Origin of the sequence: uncultured Cellulomonas sp., assembly GCF_963527515.1 — a bacterium.
Lineage (GTDB): Bacteria > Actinomycetota > Actinomycetes > Actinomycetales > Cellulomonadaceae > Cellulomonas.
In genome coordinates, this window is record NZ_CAURTV010000074.1 from 1 (window position 1) to 17,361 (window position 17,361).

General features: G+C 72.1%; 20 protein-coding genes and 2 pseudogenes. 11 read left to right on the forward strand and 11 right to left on the reverse strand.

The features are described from left to right. Positions 1–120: 120 nt before the first annotated feature. A pseudogene (locus RYN42_RS14755) lies at positions 121–945 on the reverse strand (biotin/lipoyl-containing protein); the annotation flags it as partial. A gap of 28 nt (positions 946–973) precedes the next feature. Beyond that, positions 974–2,359 carry a dihydrolipoyl dehydrogenase gene (gene lpdA / locus RYN42_RS14760; protein ID WP_315097359.1) on the reverse strand — a complete coding sequence of 462 codons (1,386 nt, stop codon included), beginning with the start codon at positions 2,357–2,359 and terminating at the stop codon, positions 974–976. Positions 2,360–2,551: 192 nt separating this feature from the next. Between lpdA and RYN42_RS14765 the strand changes: the two genes are divergently transcribed. Next, the gene (locus RYN42_RS14765) at positions 2,552–2,890 is read left to right on the forward strand and encodes an oxidoreductase (RefSeq protein WP_315097361.1); all 339 of its coding nucleotides are present in this window, start codon (positions 2,552–2,554) and stop codon (positions 2,888–2,890) included. Here RYN42_RS14765 and RYN42_RS14770 read toward each other — a convergent pair. Next, positions 2,887–4,371: a leucyl aminopeptidase gene (locus RYN42_RS14770; RefSeq protein WP_315097362.1), complete on the reverse strand. Its 1,485-nt coding sequence runs from the start codon at positions 4,369–4,371 to the stop codon at positions 2,887–2,889. The two genes, RYN42_RS14765 and RYN42_RS14770, sit on opposite strands and share 4 nt — an antisense overlap. A 59-nt stretch (positions 4,372–4,430) precedes the next feature. Here RYN42_RS14770 and RYN42_RS14775 point away from each other — a divergent pair, with 59 nt between their 5' ends. The 4 genes from RYN42_RS14775 to RYN42_RS14790 are packed head-to-tail and all read left to right on the forward strand — an operon-like array spanning position 4,431 to position 6,485. Continuing rightward, positions 4,431–4,790: a hypothetical protein gene (locus tag RYN42_RS14775; RefSeq protein ID WP_315097364.1), complete on the forward strand. Its 360-nt coding sequence runs from the start codon at positions 4,431–4,433 to the stop codon at positions 4,788–4,790. Next, positions 4,787–5,206 carry a hypothetical protein gene (locus RYN42_RS14780; protein ID WP_315097366.1) on the forward strand — a complete coding sequence of 140 codons (420 nt, stop codon included), beginning with the start codon at positions 4,787–4,789 and terminating at the stop codon, positions 5,204–5,206. The genes RYN42_RS14775 and RYN42_RS14780 overlap by 4 nt, the downstream gene beginning before the upstream one ends. A 5-nt stretch (positions 5,207–5,211) precedes the next feature. After that, positions 5,212–6,276 carry a quinone-dependent dihydroorotate dehydrogenase gene (locus RYN42_RS14785; protein ID WP_315097368.1) on the forward strand — a complete coding sequence of 355 codons (1,065 nt, stop codon included), beginning with the start codon at positions 5,212–5,214 and terminating at the stop codon, positions 6,274–6,276. Further along, the gene (locus tag RYN42_RS14790; RefSeq protein ID WP_315097370.1) at positions 6,276–6,485 is read left to right on the forward strand and encodes a hypothetical protein; all 210 of its coding nucleotides are present in this window, start codon (positions 6,276–6,278) and stop codon (positions 6,483–6,485) included. Before RYN42_RS14785 ends, RYN42_RS14790 begins: the two co-directional genes overlap by 1 nt. 3 nt (positions 6,486–6,488) lie before the next feature. On the opposite strand, the gene RYN42_RS14795 is transcribed toward RYN42_RS14790, so the two are convergent. Beyond that, positions 6,489–7,946, reverse strand: a complete 1,458-nt coding sequence (locus RYN42_RS14795) for a PLP-dependent aminotransferase family protein (protein WP_315097371.1) — start codon at positions 7,944–7,946, stop codon at positions 6,489–6,491. A gap of 63 nt (positions 7,947–8,009) precedes the next feature. Here RYN42_RS14795 and RYN42_RS14800 point away from each other — a divergent pair, with 63 nt between their 5' ends. Both RYN42_RS14800 and RYN42_RS14805 read left to right on the forward strand, forming a co-directional pair. Next, positions 8,010–8,153, forward strand: coding sequence for a hypothetical protein (locus RYN42_RS14800; protein WP_315097373.1), 144 nt, complete (start codon positions 8,010–8,012; stop codon positions 8,151–8,153). 32 nt (positions 8,154–8,185) lie between these two features. Next, positions 8,186–8,815 (forward strand): hypothetical protein, encoded by a 630-nt coding sequence (locus RYN42_RS14805; RefSeq protein WP_315097374.1) that lies wholly within the window; start codon positions 8,186–8,188, stop codon positions 8,813–8,815. 41 nt (positions 8,816–8,856) lie between these two features. On the opposite strand, the gene RYN42_RS14810 is transcribed toward RYN42_RS14805, so the two are convergent. Continuing rightward, on the reverse strand, positions 8,857–9,864 hold the full coding sequence (locus RYN42_RS14810) for an aldo/keto reductase family protein (protein ID WP_315097376.1): 1,008 nt from the start codon (positions 9,862–9,864) through the stop codon (positions 8,857–8,859). A gap of 116 nt (positions 9,865–9,980) precedes the next feature. Here RYN42_RS14810 and RYN42_RS14815 point away from each other — a divergent pair, with 116 nt between their 5' ends. Continuing rightward, positions 9,981–10,592 carry a DUF5343 domain-containing protein gene (locus tag RYN42_RS14815; RefSeq protein ID WP_315097378.1) on the forward strand — a complete coding sequence of 204 codons (612 nt, stop codon included), beginning with the start codon at positions 9,981–9,983 and terminating at the stop codon, positions 10,590–10,592. Beyond that, the gene (locus RYN42_RS14820) at positions 10,589–11,173 is read left to right on the forward strand and encodes a Swt1 family HEPN domain-containing protein (protein WP_315097379.1); all 585 of its coding nucleotides are present in this window, start codon (positions 10,589–10,591) and stop codon (positions 11,171–11,173) included. Before RYN42_RS14815 ends, RYN42_RS14820 begins: the two co-directional genes overlap by 4 nt. Before the next feature lie 38 nt (positions 11,174–11,211). Here the strand turns inward: RYN42_RS14820 and RYN42_RS14825 are convergent. Together RYN42_RS14825 and RYN42_RS14830 are read right to left on the reverse strand one after the other, a co-directional pair. After that, positions 11,212–11,457, reverse strand: a pseudogene (locus RYN42_RS14825) (aldo/keto reductase); the annotation flags it as partial. A 21-nt stretch (positions 11,458–11,478) separates the two neighbouring features. After that, the gene (locus tag RYN42_RS14830) at positions 11,479–12,057 is read right to left on the reverse strand and encodes a DUF3043 domain-containing protein (RefSeq protein ID WP_315097381.1); all 579 of its coding nucleotides are present in this window, start codon (positions 12,055–12,057) and stop codon (positions 11,479–11,481) included. 32 nt (positions 12,058–12,089) lie between these two features. Between RYN42_RS14830 and RYN42_RS14835 the strand changes: the two genes are divergently transcribed. After that, on the forward strand, positions 12,090–13,469 hold the full coding sequence (locus RYN42_RS14835; RefSeq protein WP_315097383.1) for a dipeptidase: 1,380 nt from the start codon (positions 12,090–12,092) through the stop codon (positions 13,467–13,469). Here RYN42_RS14835 and RYN42_RS14840 read toward each other — a convergent pair. Genes RYN42_RS14840 through nadA form a run of 4 tightly spaced genes read right to left on the reverse strand, consistent with a single transcriptional unit; the run spans position 13,459 to position 16,539 of the window. Then, positions 13,459–14,160 carry a VOC family protein gene (locus RYN42_RS14840; RefSeq protein ID WP_315097384.1) on the reverse strand — a complete coding sequence of 234 codons (702 nt, stop codon included), beginning with the start codon at positions 14,158–14,160 and terminating at the stop codon, positions 13,459–13,461. The genes RYN42_RS14835 and RYN42_RS14840 overlap by 11 nt on opposite strands. A gap of 8 nt (positions 14,161–14,168) precedes the next feature. Then, on the reverse strand, positions 14,169–14,702 hold the full coding sequence (locus RYN42_RS14845; protein WP_399552502.1) for an acyl-CoA thioesterase: 534 nt from the start codon (positions 14,700–14,702) through the stop codon (positions 14,169–14,171). A 44-nt stretch (positions 14,703–14,746) separates the two neighbouring features. Further along, complete coding sequence (locus RYN42_RS14850) at positions 14,747–15,346, reverse strand: DJ-1/PfpI family protein (protein WP_315097387.1); 600 nt, start codon at positions 15,344–15,346, stop codon at positions 14,747–14,749. A 2-nt stretch (positions 15,347–15,348) separates the two neighbouring features. After that, positions 15,349–16,539: a quinolinate synthase NadA gene (nadA, locus tag RYN42_RS14855; protein ID WP_315097389.1), complete on the reverse strand. Its 1,191-nt coding sequence runs from the start codon at positions 16,537–16,539 to the stop codon at positions 15,349–15,351. Positions 16,540–16,593: 54 nt separating this feature from the next. Here nadA and RYN42_RS14860 point away from each other — a divergent pair. Next, a partial coding sequence (locus tag RYN42_RS14860; protein WP_315097391.1) for a glycerate kinase occupies positions 16,594–17,361 on the forward strand: 768 nt, incomplete at its 3' end.

The window sequence follows — 17,361 nt, forward strand, 5'->3', positions numbered from 1 at the left end:
AGAATCCTTCGGCCTGTTCGGCTCGCAACAATCGCCCTTATCGCACCCACCCCCCTCCCCCCCAATCCCCCCCCTTACTGGCCATTACCCGCGTGTACCACCAGAAAGATTTCTTGCGCGGGCGGGGGCGGGGGCCGGTGCCGGGGCTGCCGCGGCGGGCTCCGGCTCGGGGGTGGGCTCCGGGGCCTTCTCCTCGGCCGGAGCGGGGGCCTTCTCCTCGGCGGGCGCGGCGGCGGGCGCGGCGGCGGAAGGAGCTGCCGCGCCGGAGCCGATGACGGCGAGCACCGCACCGACCTCGACCGTCTCGTCCTCCTGGACCAGGATCTGCTGCAGCGTCCCGGCGAACGGCGACGGGATCTCGGTGTCCACCTTGTCGGTGGAGATCTCGAGCAGGGGCTCGTCGACCGCGACCTCGTCGCCCACGGCCTTGAGCCAGCGGGTGACGGTGCCCTCGGTGACGGACTCGCCGAGTGCGGGCAGCGTGACGTTCTCCCCGGTGCCGGAACCGGCGTCGCCGGAACCGGCGGCGGCCTCGTCGGCGGCGGGCGCGGGCGCCGCCTCCTCGTGCTCCTCGACCGGCTGCTGCGCGGGGGCGGCCTCGGCGGCGGACTCCTCGGCGGGAGCCTGCTCGGCGGGAGCCTCCTGCTGAGGCTCCTGCTCCGCGGCCGGCTGCTCCGCGGGGGCGGCATCCTGCGAGGACGCCCCCTGCCCGGAGCCGATGACGGCCAGCGTGGCACCGACCTCGACGGTCTCGTCCTCCTGGACCAGGATCTGCTCGAGCACGCCGGCGAACGGCGAGGGGATCTCGGTGTCGACCTTGTCGGTGGAGATCTCGAGCAGCGGCTCGTCGACCTCCACCGTGTCGCCCACGTTCTTCAGCCAGCGGGTGACGGTCCCCTCGGTGACGGACTCACCGAGTGCGGGCAGCTGCACGTTGTCGGACATGACCGCTCTGTCTCCTTCGATCCGTAGGTCAGTTGTGGGCGTGCAGCGGCTTGCCGGCGAGCGCGAGGTGCGCCTCCCCGAGGGCCTCGTTCTGCGTCGGGTGGGCGTGCACGAGGGAGGCGACGTCCTCGGGGTAGGCCTCCCAGTTCACGATGAGCTGACCCTCGCCGATGAGCTCGCCGACGCGCGCGCCGATCATGTGGACGCCCACGACCGGACCGTCCTTCTGGCGGACGAGCTTGATGAAGCCCTGCGTGCCCAGGATCTGGCTCTTGCCGTTGCCGCCCAGGTTGTACTCGAGCGTCTCGACGGCGTCCGCACCGTGAACCTCCTTGGCGCGCGCCTCCGTGAGACCCACCGAGGCGACCTCGGGGTCGGAGTACGTCACGCGCGGGATGCCCGACTCGACGATGGCGGCGGGCTTGAGCCCGGCGATCTCCTCGGCGACGAAGATGCCCTGCGCGAACCCGCGGTGCGCCAGCTGCAGCCCGGGGACGATGTCGCCGACCGCGTAGATGTTGCCGACGCCGGTGTGCAGGCGCTCGTCGGTGATGACGAACCCGCGGTCGAGAGTGAGGCCCTGCTCCTCGAGGCCGACGCCGGAGGTGCGCGGACCGCGGCCGACGGCGACCAGCAGGAGATCGGCGTCGAACGTCTTGCCGTCCTCGAGCGAGACGTGCACGCCGTTGTCGTCCTGCGTCACGCCGGAGAACCGGACGCCCAGGTTGAAGTTGATGCCGCGCTTGCGGTATGCGCGCTCGAACGCCTTGGACAGCGCCTCGTCCTCGTTGGGGACCAGGTGGGGGAGCGCCTCGATGATCGTGACGTCCGCGCCGAAGGACTTCCAGACGCTCGCGAACTCCGAGCCGATGACGCCGCCGCCGAGGATGATCGCGGACGTGGGCACCCAGTCGAGCTGCAGGGCCTGGTCCGAGGTGATGACGCGGCCGCCGATCTCCAGACCGGGCAGCGAGCGCGCGTACGAGCCGGTGGCGATGATGACGTGCCCGCCGGTGATCCGCTGGCCGTTCACCTCGACGGTGTCCGGGCCCACGAGCTTGCCGAAGCCCTCGAAGACCGTGATCTTGCGGGACTTGATGAGTCCCTGCAGGCCCTTGTAGAGGCGGCCGATGACGGTGGACTTGTACTCGTTCACCCCGGCCATGTCGATCCGGTCCAGCGTGGAGTGCACGCCGAAGTGGGCACCGTCGCGGGCGTTGTCCGCCAGCTCGGCGGCGTGCAGGAGCGCCTTGGTGGGGATGCAGCCGTAGTGGAGGCAGGTGCCGCCCACCTTGTCCGCCTCGACCAGGGCGACGGACTTCCCCAGCTGTGCGGCGCGCAGTGCAGCGGCGTACCCGCCACTGCCTCCGCCCAGGACGACGATGTCGAAAGCGGTGCCGTTCGTGTCGGCCACGTGCAGACTCCTCATACGCAGACTTGGTGGTCTCGAGCTCGCCGACCATCCTGTCATCCCCGCAGGCAAGGAACGACCTGGACGGCGCGCACGACCATGTGACCCTGAGAACAATCGTCCCATGACTGCTGTTCCGCCGGGCGTGGCACGCGCCCCGCGGACCGACAGGCTCGCAGGTTACTCTCGTGCGCCATGGGCCTGTTCTCGCGCCGCAAGCCGGCCGCCAACGACGCGCCGACCGACCGCGACGCGCGCGCGGCCACGCTCGCGCACCTGCGCGACTTCGTCACCACCCGCGTCGGGGTCGAGGCCTACGTGGAGCCGCGGACCCAGGACACCCCGACGACGATGATGCTCGTCGCCACGGACGGTGAGTGGACCCGGCGCCGCGTGCCGGACCCGAAGACCGCCTGGCAGCTGGCCCGGGACCTCGGCATCCCCGTGTACGACGTGCAGCGGACCGGGTACCCGCAGCGCATGCGCGACTGGAACTCGCGGCAGCGGTTGGCGCACAAGCGCAAGCACGCCTAGGCAGCGGGCGCGCGGCCCTCCAGCAGCGCCAGCAGCGTCCGCACCCCGACCCCGGTCCCGCCCACGGGGGTGTAGCCGTGCGCGGACCGCTCGTTGTAGGCCGGCCCCGCGATGTCGAGGTGCGCCCACGGCGTCGTGCCGACGAACTCCTGCAGGAAGATCCCGGCAGTGAGCATGCCGCCGAAGCGGTCGCTGATGTTCGCGATGTCCGCCACCTTGGACTTCAGTCCGGCGCGCAGGTCCGCGGGCAGCGGCATCGGCCAGAACTGCTCGCCACTGGCGTCGGCGGCCGCGACGACCTCGCCGCGGACGTCGTCGGTGCCCATCACGGCGGACACCCGGTTGCCGAGCGCGATCAGCTGCGCACCGGTCAGGGTCGCGATGTCGATGACGACGTCGGGCTTCTCCTCCACGGCGGCGACGAGGCCGTCGGCCATGACGAGGCGGCCCTCGGCGTCGGTGTTGAGCACCTCGACGGTCTTGCCGCCGCGGATGGTCAGGACGTCGGACGGCCGCTGGGCGGTGCCCGACGGCATGTTCTCGGCCAGGCAGAGCCAGCCGGTGACGGCGACGGGGAGCTCGAGACGAGCGGCCGCGATGACGGTGTGCAGGACGGCGGCGGCGCCGGCCATGTCCGACTTCATGGCCTCCATGCCCGCCGCGGGCTTGATCGAGATGCCGCCGGAGTCGAACGTGATGCCCTTGCCGACGAGCGCGACCTTGGTCTTGGGGCGCGACGGCGAGTACGCCACCTTGACCAGCCGGGGCCCGCGGACGGATCCCTGACCGACGCCGACGAGGCCGCCGTACCCGCCCGCGACGAGCGCCTTGTCGTCCAGCACGGTGATCTTCAGGCCCTTGGCGCCGGACTCCTTGGCTGCCGTCCGGGCGGCCTCGGCGAACGCGGCGGGGTACAGGTCGTTCGGCGCGGCGTTGACCAGGTCGCGGGTGCCGTGCACGGCGGCCGCGACGACCTCGGCGCGGGCGACGGCCGCGGTGGTGGCGCGGTCGCCCGGGTGTGCGGTGACGATCTGGATCGTCGCGACCGGTGCGTGCTTGGCGGCGTCGGCGGCGCGGTAGCGGGTGTAGGAGTACGCGCCGAGCAGGGCACCCTCGGCGACGGCGGCCACGCTGGTGACGTCGTCGGACGGCAGGGCCAGGCCGACGCTGGCGGTGCCGGCGAGCTCCCGCGTCGCCGCACCGGCCGCCCGGCGCAGGGTCTCGGGCGTCAGCCTGTCGGCGGGGCCGACCCCGGTGAGCACGAGGATCGTCGCCGTCAGGCCGGTACCCGGCAGGCGCCGCACCTCGTCGACCGCACCCGTGATCCCGAGCGCGGCGGCGTCGGCCAGCTGGGCGCGCAGCTCGGCGGGGAGCCGCTCGGGCCGCAGGACGACGGGGGCGCCGTCCTGCTGGGCGACCGCGACGACCAGGGCGTCGACGGCGAGGCGGGCAGGGTCCTGGGAGGTCAGCGAGACGGTCACGGCTCGATGATAGGTCCGGTGCACCGGCCTCCCGCGCGACGCCGGTACGGTGGGGCACCGTGATCGTCCCCCTCGCGCTGCTCGTCGTCGCCCTGTGCCTGGCGCTCGGTGGATGGGCCCTGTGGTTCGTCGTCAGGGATCGCGCGGTGGTGCTGCGCCAGCTGTGGGGCGGCGCGGTGATCGAGGGGGTGCTCGTCCTGCAGGCCGCCGTCGCCGGGGTGCTCGCCGCGAGCGGGTCGCCCGACGTGGACGCCGTGCTGCTGTGGGGCTACGTGCTGACGCAAGCGCTCGTCCTGCCCATCGCCGCCGCCTGGGCGTTCGCCGAGCGCACGCGGTGGAGCTCGGTGGTGCTGCTCGTCGCCGCGCTGACCGTGGCGTTCCTCGAGTACCGGCTGCTGCAGATCTGGGGGACCGTGTGACCGACCGACGGACGGGTACAGGCCCGGGCCGCCTGCTCGTGGCGGTGTACGGCGTGCTCGCGCTCGCCGCGACGGCCCGAGGCATCTACCAGGTGGCCACCAAGCTCGGCGAGGCGCCCGTCGCGTACCTGCTCTCGCTCGGAGCCGGCCTGGTGTACGTCGTCGCGACGGTCGCGCTGGCCACCGACCGGCGGCGGCTCGCCTGGTGGGCGGTCTCGGTGGAGATGCTCGGTGTGCTCGTCGTCGGGGTGCTCTCGCTGGTGGACGTCGGCGACTTCCCCGACGAGACCGTGTGGTCGGCGTTCGGGCAGGGGTACGGCTACGTCCCTCTGGTGCTGCCCTTCCTGGGCCTGCTGTGGCTGTGGCGCACCGGCCGGTCCGCCGACGTGCCGCCCGCGCCGGACGACCTAGGGTGATTCCCGTGTACCGCCTGCTGTTCGACCTCGTCTTCCGGCGCATGGACCCCGAGCGCGCCCACGAGGTGGCCTTTCGCCTGATCCGGCTCGTCGCGCAGGTGCCCCTGCTGCGCGACGTGGTCCGCCGGGTGTTCCGCTCCTCGCCGGAGGGCTCCGTCCAGGTGTGGGGCCGGCGGTTCCCCTCCCGGTTCGGCGTCGCCGCCGGGTTCGACAAGGACGCGCTCGGCGTGGCCGGCCTGACCATGCTCGGCTTCGGCTTCGTCGAGGTCGGGACCGTCACCGCGCACGGACAGCCGGGCAACGAGCCGCCGCGGCTGTGGCGGGTGCTGGACCAGCGCGCGCTGCGCAACCGGATGGGCTTCAACAACGAGGGCTCGGCGGCGGTGGCGGAGCGCCTGCGGCACCTGCGCGCGACGCCCGCGGGTCGGCGGCTCGTCGTCGGGGTGAACATCGGCAAGACCAAGGCGACCCCGGCCGAGCACGCGGCGGTGGACTACGCGACCAGCGCGGGTCGGCTCGCCCCGTATGCGGACTACCTCGTGGTGAACGTCTCCTCGCCGAACACCCCGGGGCTGCGCGACCTGCAGTCCGTCGAGGCCCTGCGCCCGATCCTCGAGGCCGCCCGCGTGGCTGCGGACGAGGCGACGGCCGCCGCGGCGCTGCCCCCGGTCCCGCTGCTGGTCAAGATCGCGCCGGACCTGTCCGACGAGGACGTCGACGCGGTCGCCGAGCTGGCCGCCGAGCTGGGGCTGGACGGGATCGTCGCGGTGAACACGACCATCGGTCACGACCTCGGGCCCGGGGGGCTGTCGGGGCCGCCCCTGCTCGCCCGCGGGCTCGACGTCGTGGCGCGGCTGCGCAGCCGCCTCGGGCCGGACGCCGTCATCATCGGCGTCGGCGGGATCACGACGCCGGCCGACGCCCGCGAGTACGTCGCCGTCGGTGCGACGCTGGTGCAGGGCTATACCGGCCTCATCTACGAGGGCCCTGCCTACGCCTCGCGCATCTCCCGTGCGCTCGCGGCCGACCAGGCGCTGCGCGGGCCCGTTCGGCGCAAGGCGGTCGCGTGATGGTGCTGCGGCCGCAGTGGGAGTGGCGCTTCGGCGGACCGAACGGGGTGCTCGACCGTCCCGTCAGCCCCGTGTTCACCACCCAGTACGACGCGGAGCAGTGGCTCGGCGAGCACTGGCGGACCCTGGCTGCGCAGGGCGTGCAGGCGGTGACCCTCCTGCACGAGGGCGCCCAGGCCACCCCGACGCTGATGCTGCCGCTGACCTGACGGTCACACCATGGCGTGGACCCGGTCGGGTCCGGCGACGGGCTCGGTGACCCCCAGGTCCGCCCAGGCGTCGGCCAGGCCGGCCACCGCGCGGCGCAGGTCCGGCGCGGACGCGCTGAACGGGAGACGCAGGTGGCGCTCGAAGCTGCCGTCGACGCCGAATGCGGTGCCCGGCACCACCCGCACCCCGTGCCGCACGGAGATCGCGGCCAGCGCGCTGGACACCGGCGCCCCGAGGTCGGCCCACAGCGACAGCCCCCCGGCGGGCACGTCGAACCTCCACGACGGCAGGCGGTCCACGAGCAGCCCGACGAGCAGGTCGCGGCGGTCCCGCAGCGCCGCGCGACGCGCCGCGAGCAGCTCGTCGGAGCGCGCGAGGAGCTCGGCGACGACCAGCTGCTCGAGGACGGCGGTGCCGATGTCCACGTGCGAGCGGGTGGCTGCCAGGCGCGCGACGAGGTCGGGGTGCGCCCGGACCCAGCCCACGCGCAGGCCACCCCAGAAGCTCTTGGAGGCGGAGCCGATCGAGACGACGTACGCGGAGGCGGAGCCGTCGCCGGCGAAGGAGGCCGGCGCGGGCCCGTCCATGGTGAGCTCGGTGAGCACCTCGTCGCCGACGACGGCCGTGCGGTAGCGCCGCGCGAGGGCGCGCACCCGTGACAGGTCCTCGTCGCTGAGGCTGGTGCCGGTCGGGTTGCGGTGCGCGGGGATCAGGTAGACGAGCCGTGGCGCCACCTGCCGCAGGGTGGACTCGAGCAGGTCGATGTCCAGTCCGCCGTCCCCGGCAGGTACGGGGACCGGCCGGGCGCCCACGGCCCTGACGACGTCGATGGCGTGCGGGTAGGTGGGGTGCTCGACGACCACCCGGTCGCCCGGGCCGGCGTGGGCGGCGACGAGGAGCGCGATGGCCTGCTGCCCGCCGGTGGTGACGAGCACCTGGTCGGGCGTGGTCGGGGTGCCGCGCAGGGTGTACCAGCGGGCGATCGCCACGCGCAGGACCTCGAGACCGAGCGGCGCGTACCCGGTGCCCGTGAGGTACCGGGGGAGGGCGTCGAGCGCCGCCAGGTACGCACCGTGCAGCGACGACGGTGCCGAGGGCGCCGCCATCGCCAGGTCGACGATGCCCGGCTTTTCGCCGCCGGACTCCGCCAGGGACGCTCGCGCGCCCGGGCCGGACGGCAGGGTGGTGACCGTGCCGGACCCGCGGCGGCTCGCCAGGTAGCCCTCGTCGCGCAGCAGCCCGTAGGTGGCGGTCGTCGTCGTGCGTGAGACCCCGGTGGCATCGGCCAGCTCCCGCTCGCTGGGGAGCCGGGTGCTCAGCGGCACCGAGCCCGACAGGATGCCCGCGCGCAGGGCGTCGGCCAGCGCGACATAGGCCGGTCCGGGGCGCTGCCACGCTCCGAGGACGGTGGCGAGGCGGTGCCCGCCGATGCGGCGGTCGACGGGAAGCTCGGAGGGCATGAGGCCACTATGGCAGAAGTGGCTATTCCAGGAAAGGCCAGTTACCGCACAGGCTTGCCGACCATGAGCATGTGGATATCTCTCGTGACGTTCCTGTCGCTTCTCGGCGCGCTGACCGTGTGCCTGGCCCTCGTCGTCCGGCGGGACGGTCTAGGGCACCGCCCGCCGCCCGCGTCGCGCCGCGACTGGTTCGAGCAGCGCCCGTGAGCGCGGCCGGAGTGCGCACGTATGCTCGCGCGGTGCCGACCCGGATGCGCCCCGCCGCCCGCCCGTGGCGCCGGTCGGTGCAGCTGCTGGTGGGCCTGGTCCTGTACGCCGCCTCGATCGCGATGCTCGTCGACGCCGGCCTGGGCAGCATGCCGTGGGACGTCCTGACCCAGGGGGTCGTCCGGCGCACGGACCTCTCGTTCGGCACCGTCACGCTGCTCGTCGGCCTCGTGGTGCTCGCGTGCTGGATCCCGCTGCGCCAGCGCCCGGGCGTCGGGACCGTGGCCAACGTGATCGTGATCAGCGCCCTGGTGGACCCGTTCCTCACCGTGCTCGCCGGCCTGCCCGGGTCGCTCGGCGTGCGCATCACCCTGGCTGCCGCGGGCATCGTCCTCAACGGGCTGGCCACCGGCCTCTACGTCGGAGCGCGCCTGGGTCCCGGTCCGCGCGACGGCCTCATGACCGGGCTGGTCCGCCGGACCGGACGCTCGGTGCGGCTGGTCCGCACCTCGATCGAGGTGGCCGTCGTCGCCGTCGGCTGGCTGCTGGGCGGCACGGTCGGGTGGGCGACCCTGGCCTATGCCCTGGCGATCGGTCCGCTGGTGCACCTGTTCCTCGCGTGGCTCACGGTGGCCGAGGTCGAGGATCCCGTCACCGTGTGAGCCGGAGCCGGCCCCGGGCGACCCGGGGCCGGCTCGTGCGGTCAGCGCGCGCCCGGCGCGTTCTTCGCGGTCTCGGCGGGGTCGGAGACGACGGAGTCACCCAGGACGGCGTCGATGCGTGCCATGAGCTCGCCCGGGATGGTCACCCCGGACGCCTTGACGTTCTCGGTGACCTGCTCCGGCCGCGAGGCGCCGATGATCGCCGCGGCGACGTTCTGGTTCTGCAGCACCCACGCCACGGCCAGCTGGGCCATCGACAGGCCGAGCTCGTCGGCGACGGGCGTGAGGTCCTGCACGCGCTGCAGCACGTCCGGCCGCTCCAGGAAGCGCCCGATCATCCGGGCCCCACCCTTGTCGTCCGTGGCGCGCGAGCCGACGGGCGGCTCCTGACCCGGCTTGTACTTGCCGGTGAGCACGCCCTGGGCCACCGGCGACCAGACGATCTGCGAGACGCCGAGCTCCTCCGAGGTCGGGACGACCTCGCCCTCGATGACCCGCCACAGGGCGGAGTACTGCGGCTGGTTGGAGATGAGCTGGATGCCGAGGTCCTGGGCCAGCGCGTGCCCCGCGCGGATCTGCGGCGCGGTCCACTCCGAGACGCCGATGTACAGGGCCTTGCCGGCGCGCACGACGTCGGCGAACGCCTGCATCGTCTCCTCGAGGGGAGTCGACTGGTCGTAGCGGTGCGCCTGGTACAGGTCGACGTAGTCGGTCTGCAGGCGCTGCAGGGAGCCGTCGATCGACTCGAGGATGTGCTTGCGCGACAGGCCGCTGTCGTTGGCGCCGCCCGGTCCGGTGGGCCAGTAGACCTTGGTGAAGATCTCGGTGCTGGCACGCCGTTGGCCCTTGAGGGCGTCCCCAAGGACCGACTCCGCTCGCGTGTTGGCGTAGACGTCCGCTGTGTCAAACGAGGTGATGCCTGCGTCGAGCGCTGCACGCACGCACGCCTTGGCTGCGTCGTTCTCAACCTGTGAACCGTGCGTGAGCCAGTTGCCGTAAGTGATCTCGGAGATCTTGAGACCACTTCTTCCAAGGTATCGATACTCCATGGGAGCAACTGTAGGCGGTCTCAGACGGGTGGACTGCGCTCAAGTCTATTGACCCGACGATTGCGTCGGGTCACGATGTTAGGGTCAATTCTCACTCTGAGAAGGTGGAGCGAATCGTGCCCGAGGACCTTCCTTATCTTCCGGCTGTTGGAAATATTCCGGCGATCCTAGACAAGATTCGGACCGCTGGGACACCTCCAAAGTTCACGCTGGAGTTTCTCTCGAAGACGCTCGGATTCACGGCGTCGCAAGACCGCGGCATGCCGAAGATATTCAAGAAGCTCGGCTTCCTGACGGGAGATGGAACGCCGACCCAGCGGTACAACGACTTCAAGTCGACCTCCACCGGGGGTCGAGCGCTTGCGATTGGTCTACGAGAGGGATGGTCTCCCATATTCCTGGCGGACCAGCAGGCGTACAATAAGACCGCTGGCGAACTGACTGACATTTTCAAGAGCGTAACCGGCGAAGGCGAGGCCAAGGCGAAGAAGATGGCCAGCACCTTCAAGGCCTTGGCGGGAAAGGCTGAGTGGAGCGACGCAAAGCCAGCGGACGAAGGCGGTGGCGGCGGCAATGGTGGTGGCGAAGAGGTTCTAAACGACTCCGATAAGCGCGACCGGCCAGGCGGACTGAGCCTTCATAGTGATGTGCACATTCACCTTCCTCCGACATCGGACGTATCTGTGTACCGGGCGATCTTCCAAGCTCTGCGTGAGGAGCTGATGTGACCGCGAACCCCGCACTCGTCCGCGACTGGCTCTTCAAGGGCATGTCTGCCGAAGCACGGCTCGACGAACTGGAGTCAGAGGGAGTGGCGGTCCGAGCGGCGACGGACCCGGGTGCGCTGCAGCGTGTTATGTCCCTGGAGGAGTTCTCGCCCGAAATTCGTCGCTCCGCGATGAGTGCGCTCCCGGCGTACCTCGCGTTCTTCTGTCTCGAGAACGCGGTGCGCGAACTAGTAGAGGAGAGGCTCCGCGAGTCCATAGGCAGTTCGTGGTGGGAAGACTGCGTTAGCGCCAAGATTCAAGGCAAGGTCACTGAGCGGCGCGAGAAGGAAGGGGTCAATCGCTGGCACGTTAGGCGCGGTGCACAAGAGATCTACTATACGGACTTTGGCGACTTGGTCGCCATCATTCGCAACAACTGGGACAAGTTCGAAGACTTGTTCCCGGATCAGAATTGGCTGATCAATCGGCTCAACGAGCTTGAGGCGTCGAGGAACGTGATTGCGCATAGCAACAAGCTCGACCAGCGTGAGATGGACCGGATATCCATGTATGTCCAGGATTGGCTGCGCCAGGTCGGGTGATCCGGTCGCCGGGCTCGACATCCGTTGGCCAGGTCTCAGACCTTGGTGAAGATCTCGAGCGACTGGCGGCGCTCGCCCTGCAGGGCCTCGCCGAGGACGCTCTCGGCCTTGGTGTTGGCGTAGACGTCCGCGGTGTCGAAGCTGGTGATCCCGGCGTCGAGCGCGGCGCGCACGCAGGCCTTCGCGGTGTCGTTCTCCACCTGCGAGCCGTGCGTGAGCCAGTTGCCGTAGGTGATCTCGGTGATCTTCAGGCCGGAGCGGCCCAGGTAGCGGTAGGAAACCATGCCCGCCACCCTACGGCGGCGTCAGACGGGTCGCTGCCCGTGCTTGACCTGCGGCTTCGGCAGCCGGGACGGGCGGATCTGGAACGCGCGCAGGACCGCGTACATGGTCGCGCCGCGCGGGATCTGCTCGATCCCGAACTTGGCGACGAGGCGCTTCTTCAGGCCGCGCCAGAGAAGCCATCCGTCGATCACGGCGGCGATGATGAAGACGTACAGCGCCAGGATGGCGAAGACGGCGTACCCGGTCTGGGCCAGCGCGAACTGGATGACGAGGAAGACCGCCGCGACCGGCAGGAAGAACTCGCCGAGGTTCCAGCGGGCGTCGACCGAGTCGCGGATGAAGCGGCGCACGGGACCGCGGTCCTTGGCGGGCATGTGGCGCTCGTCACCGGTCTGCATCGCGCGGTACTCGACGTCGCGCTGCGCCTTGGCCTGCTGGCGGCCGGCCTTCTTGGTGGTCGGCGCCACGAGCGGGCGCTTGTTCGCGGCCTCGGCCGTCTTGCGCTTGGGTGTCGGGCGGCCCTTGCCCGCGTCGGTGGGCGGGGTGCTCTCCGTCAGGGCGGGAGTCACGGGCTGGGGGTCGTTGCTGCGTCCGAACACCCCGCCAGGGTAGTCGAGTAGCGTGCTGGTCCGTGACCGACGCAGCCCTCCCCACATCCCTCGTCCCCACCGACCGCACGGACGTCCTGCGGCAGCGCACCGCCGCGGCCTTCGGAGCCCTGCGGGCCGACCTCGAGGCGCTGGTCCGGATCCCGAGCGTGTCCAACGCCGAGTTCGACCAGGCCCACGTCGCCGCCAGCGCGGACGCCGCCGCCGCACTGCTGCGCGGCGCGGGGCTGGACGACGTCCGGGTCCTGTCGGTGCCGTCGGGAGCTCCGGCCGTCGTCGGCCGTCGGCCCGCCCCTGCCGGTGCGCCCACGGTCCTGCTGTACGCGCACCACGACGTCCAGCCGCCTGGCGACGACGCCGACTGGACGAGCCCACCGTTCGAGCCGACCGAGCGCGACGGACGCCTCTACGGCCGCGGTGCTGCGGACGACAAGGCGGGCGTCATCGCCCACGTCGGGGCGCTGCGGGTGCTGGGCGACGAGCTGGGGGTGGGGGTCACCGTCTTCCTCGAGGGCGAGGAGGAGATCGGCTCCCCGACCTTCATCGACTTCCTGCGCACGCACCGCGACCTGCTGGAGGCCGACGTCATCGTCGTGGCCGACTCGACCAACTGGGCGGTCGGCGTGCCTGGGCTGACCACGTCCCTGCGCGGGCTGGTGGACTGCGTGGTCGAGGTCGCCGTCCTGGAGCACGCCGTGCACTCGGGCATGTACGGCGGGGCGGTCCTCGACGCACCGACGCTGCTGGCGCGGCTGATCAGCACGCTGCACGACGACGAGGGCACCGTCGCGGTCGACGGCCTCGTGAGCGCGCCGGACCCGTCGGTGGACTACGACGAGGCCGCCTTCCGTGCCGACGCGAGCGTGCTCGACGGTGTCCGCCTCGCAGGCACGGGACCGATCACTGCCCGCCTGTGGACCCGCCCGGCGATCGGGGTCATCGGGTTCGACGCCCCCCGTGTCGCGAGCGCCTCGAACACGATCACCCCGCGTGCGTCGGCCAAGCTCTCCGTCCGGCTCGCGCCGGGTCAGGACCCGGACGCCGCGATGGACGCGCTGCGCTCGCACCTGGTGGGCCACGCGCCGTTCGGTGCGCGGGTCACGGTGACGGACGGCGAGAAGGGCAAGCCGTTCCAGGCGCCGACCGACTCGCCGGCGATGCAGGCCGCGCGGTGGGCGTTCGCGCAGTCGTGGGGGACCGAGCCGGTGGACATCGGCGTCGGCGGCTCCATCCCGTTCATCGCCGACCTGCTGGAGGTGTACCCCGACGCCGCGATCCTGGTCACCGGCGTGGAGGACCCGGACAGCCGCGCGCACGGCGCCGACGAGTCGGTGCACCTCGGCGAGCTGGAGCGGGTCGTGCTGGCCGAGGCGCTGCTGCTCGAGCGGCTCGCTACCCGCTGAGGTCGCGCGCCAGCTCGCGGGCCTGCTCCAGCACGACGGCCACGTCGGGCCCGTCCTCCACGGGGATCGTCTCCAGGCGGGCCAGCGTGGCCCGGGCGTCGTCCGGTGCACCGACGCGGACCTGCAGCTCGGCCAGCAGGGCGAGGGCGGCGAGACGGTCGCGGGACGGGGTGTCGGCGGGCGCCCGGCGTTCGGCGCCGGCGAGCATCTTGAGCGCCTGCGCCGTGTCGCCGCGCGAGTCGGCCTGCACCACGGCGTTCTCCACGGCCCGGCTGAGCGTGCTGGTCGGTTCCTGGGCCTCGGTGACGCGGTCCGGGAACACGCGGATCCAGTTCCCGTTGGGGTCGACCACGGAGAACCCGCTGGCACCGTCGGCGTTGGCCCGCCTGCGTGGCCGGGTCATGCGGGGGAGGCCGGTGAGGGGGACGCGGCCGTAGCGTGCACGCAACCCTGCCGCCCACGCGGCCCAGAGCGCCTCGGTGTCGTCCACCACGATCAGGCACGTCGAGTGCGACTGCTCGGGGTCCCAGTCCGGCATGCCGTACACGTGCAGGTCGATGTCCTCGCGACGCAGCGCGGCGTACGAGTACGGCCGCTCCTGGCGGGCCATGACCTCGAAGCCCAGGGCCCGGTAGAAGTCGACGGTCTCGTCGAGCGGACCGCAGGGGAGCATGGGGACGGCGCGTGCCATCCCCCCAGTCAACCAGCGAGCTCGTCCCGGTGTGCGACCCCCACGGCCTCGGCCCAGGCCTGCACGTGCGCGGGCAGCTCGGGAGACGGACCCTCGTGGGTACCCAGCAGGTCGACCACGTCGGGCGCCGGCACGCGGCCTCCGTCGCGGGACAGGAACCGTCCGGCGATGACCCCTCGCGCCACGTGCTCGTCGCCGCGCGTGAACGTCTGCTCGAGGAAGACGCACCGCGGGTCCCAGCCGAGCACGCGGGTCGAGATCTCGAAGCGCTGGCCGAGCAGCAGGGAGCGGCGGTAGGACACGGTCGACGAGGCCACGACGGGGTACCAGCCCCGCTCGTGCAGCAGCGGGAACGCACCGAGGTCTGCGAGGAAGTTGCTGCGGGCCACGTCCATCATCTGCAAGTACACGCCGTTGTTCACGTGGCGGTAGAAGTCGAGGTCGCCCAGGTGCACCCGCATCCGCGTGACGGACGGGTCGAGCAGCCCCTGGTCCGGGACGGCACGTCGGGGGCGGGTCGTGGCCAGCGCGAGCTGGATCATCCGGGTCACCGGGTGATGTTACCTGCGGGTAGGTTCGACGGAGATCAGACGGGCGGCTCGGGGTCGTACTGGATCTCCCGGCGCACGGCACGCGCCATGTCCACCGACTCGAGGCGGGCGACGAGGTGCAGCGCCATGTCGATACCGGCGGACACGCCGGCGGAGGTGACCACGTCGCCGTCGTCGACGAACCGCGCCTCGGTGTCGGCCAGCACCGTCGGGTCGAGCACCGCGAGCTCGTCGAAGGCGTTCCAGTGCGTCGTCGCCGGACGGCCCGACAGCAGCCCGGCTGCCGCGTAGACGAGCGCACCGGTGCAGACGCTGGTCATCAGCGCCGTCGTCGCACGCGTGCGGCGCACCCACTCCAGGTGCTCCGGCTCGCGCAGCAGGGAACGGGTGCCGGCACCGCCGGGGTAGACGAGCACGTGCAGCTGCCCGAGCTGGGCCAGGCCGAGGTCCGGCACGAGCCGCAGGCCCTTGGCGCAGCGGACCCCGTTCCCGTCCAGCGAGAACGTCACCACCTCCGGCCGCAGCTCGGACATGGCGGCCCAGGCCGTGAGGACCTCGTACGGGCCGACGACGTCCAGCTCCTCGGCGTCGTCGAACACGAAGATGCCCACCCGCAGGTGGTGGCCGGTCGGCATCCTCAGTAGCCCGGCAGGGCGAGCATCTGGTCGAGCGCGACCCGGGCCCAGTGGGCGTCGTCGGCGTCCACGACGATCCGGTTGACGTTCCGCCCGGCCACCAGCGACTCCATCGCCCACACCAGGTGCGGCAGGTCGATGCGGTTCATGGTCGAGCAGAAGCACACCGTCGAGTCGAGGTAGTGGATGTTCTTGTCCGGGTGCGCGGCGGCGAGCCGGCGCACCAGGTTGAGCTCGGTGCCCACCGCCCAGGAGCTGCCCGGCGCGGCGGCGTCGAGCGCCTTGACGATGTACTCGGTCGAGCCCACCAGGTCGGCCGCCAGGACGACCTCGTGCTGGCACTCCGGGTGCACGATCACGGTGACGTCCGGGACCGCCGCCCGCATGTCGGTGACGTTCCGGACCGAGAACCTGCCGTGCACCGAGCAGTGGCCGCGCCACAGGATCATGCGGGCATCGCGCAGCTGCTGGGTGGTCAGGCCGCCGCCGGGCTTGCGCGGGTCGAATACCACGCAGTCGTCGAGCGAGAGGCCGAGCTGCTGCACCGCGGTGTTGCGGCCGAGATGCTGGTCGGGCATGAACAGCACCTTGCCGGTGCCGCCCACGCCGCCGACCTTGTCGAACGCCCAGCGCAGCGCGACGTGCGCGTTGGACGACGTGCAGATGGTCCCGCCGTGCCGACCGGTGAACGCCTTGATCGACGCCGCGGAGTTCATGTAGGTCACGGGCACGGTGGACTCGGCGATCCCGGCGTCGACCAGCACGTCCCACGCGTCCTCGACCTGGTCGATGGCGGCCATGTCCGCCATGGAGCAGCCGGCGGCGAGGTCGGGGAGGATGACCTGCTGGTGGTCGGACGTGAGGATGTCCGCCGACTCGGCCATGAAGTGCACGCCGCAGAAGATGATGAACTCGGCCTCGGGCCGGGCGGCGGCCTCGCGCGCGAGCTTGAAGGAGTCACCCGTCACGTCGGCGAACTCGATCACCTCGTCGCGCTGGTAGTGGTGGCCGAGCACGAACGCCCGGCTGCCCAGCGCCGCACGGGCCGCCCGGGCACGCTCGACGAGGTCCGGGTCGCTCGGTGCGGGCAGGTCGCCGACGCACTCGACGCCGCGCTCGGAGGCGAGGTCGACGCCGCGCCCCAGCAGCAGGAGGGCTGACGGAGCGGGCTCGGAGAAGGTGCTCGTGCTCACGTCGCGATCTTCCCACACGGTGAGGGTGCGTCCGAGGTCGGCCTCCGTGCCACCATGCTCGGCGTGCGCGTGCTCATCGCCCCCGACAGCTTCGGCTCGAGCCTGACGGCCGCCGAGGCCGCCGACGTGATCGCCGGGGCCTGGCGCGCGACCGCGCCGCACGACGAGGTGACCACGTGCCCCCTGTCGGACGGCGGACCGGGCTTCGTCGCGACGCTCCACGCCTCGCTGGGCGGTCAGCTCGTCCCCGTCACCGTCACCTCCCCGGTCGGCGCGCTCACGCCCGCGGTGGTGCTGGTCGTGGGCACCACCGCCTACGTCGAGTCGGCCCAGGCGGTCGGCCTGCCTCTGGTCCCCGAGGAGCTGCGCGACCCCACCCGGACGACCAGCCGCGGGGTGGGCGAGCTGCTCGCCGCCGCGCTCGGGACCGGTGTCCGGCGCGTGGTCGTGGGGCTCGGGGGGTCGGCGACGAACGACGGCGGCGCCGGCGCGCTGGTAGCCCTGGCGCGCGCCCTCGGGCTGCCCGGACCGACGGATGCCCTCGGCGCCGGTGGCGGCACCCTCGTCGACCTGACCGTCGACGACCTCGCCGGGCTGCGGGAGCTGCGCGACCGGCTGCGCGAGGTGGAGCTCGTCGTCGCCACGGACGTCGACGTCCCGCTGCTCGGCCTGCACGGTGCGAGCGCCGGCTTCGCGCCGCAGAAGGGAGCGACCCCCCAGCAGGCGCAGGACCTCGAGCGTGCTCTCGGCCACTTCGCGCACCTCGCGACGGCCGCGCTGGGCGACGCGCTCCGCCTCGACCTGCTGGCCGGGGCGCGCGCC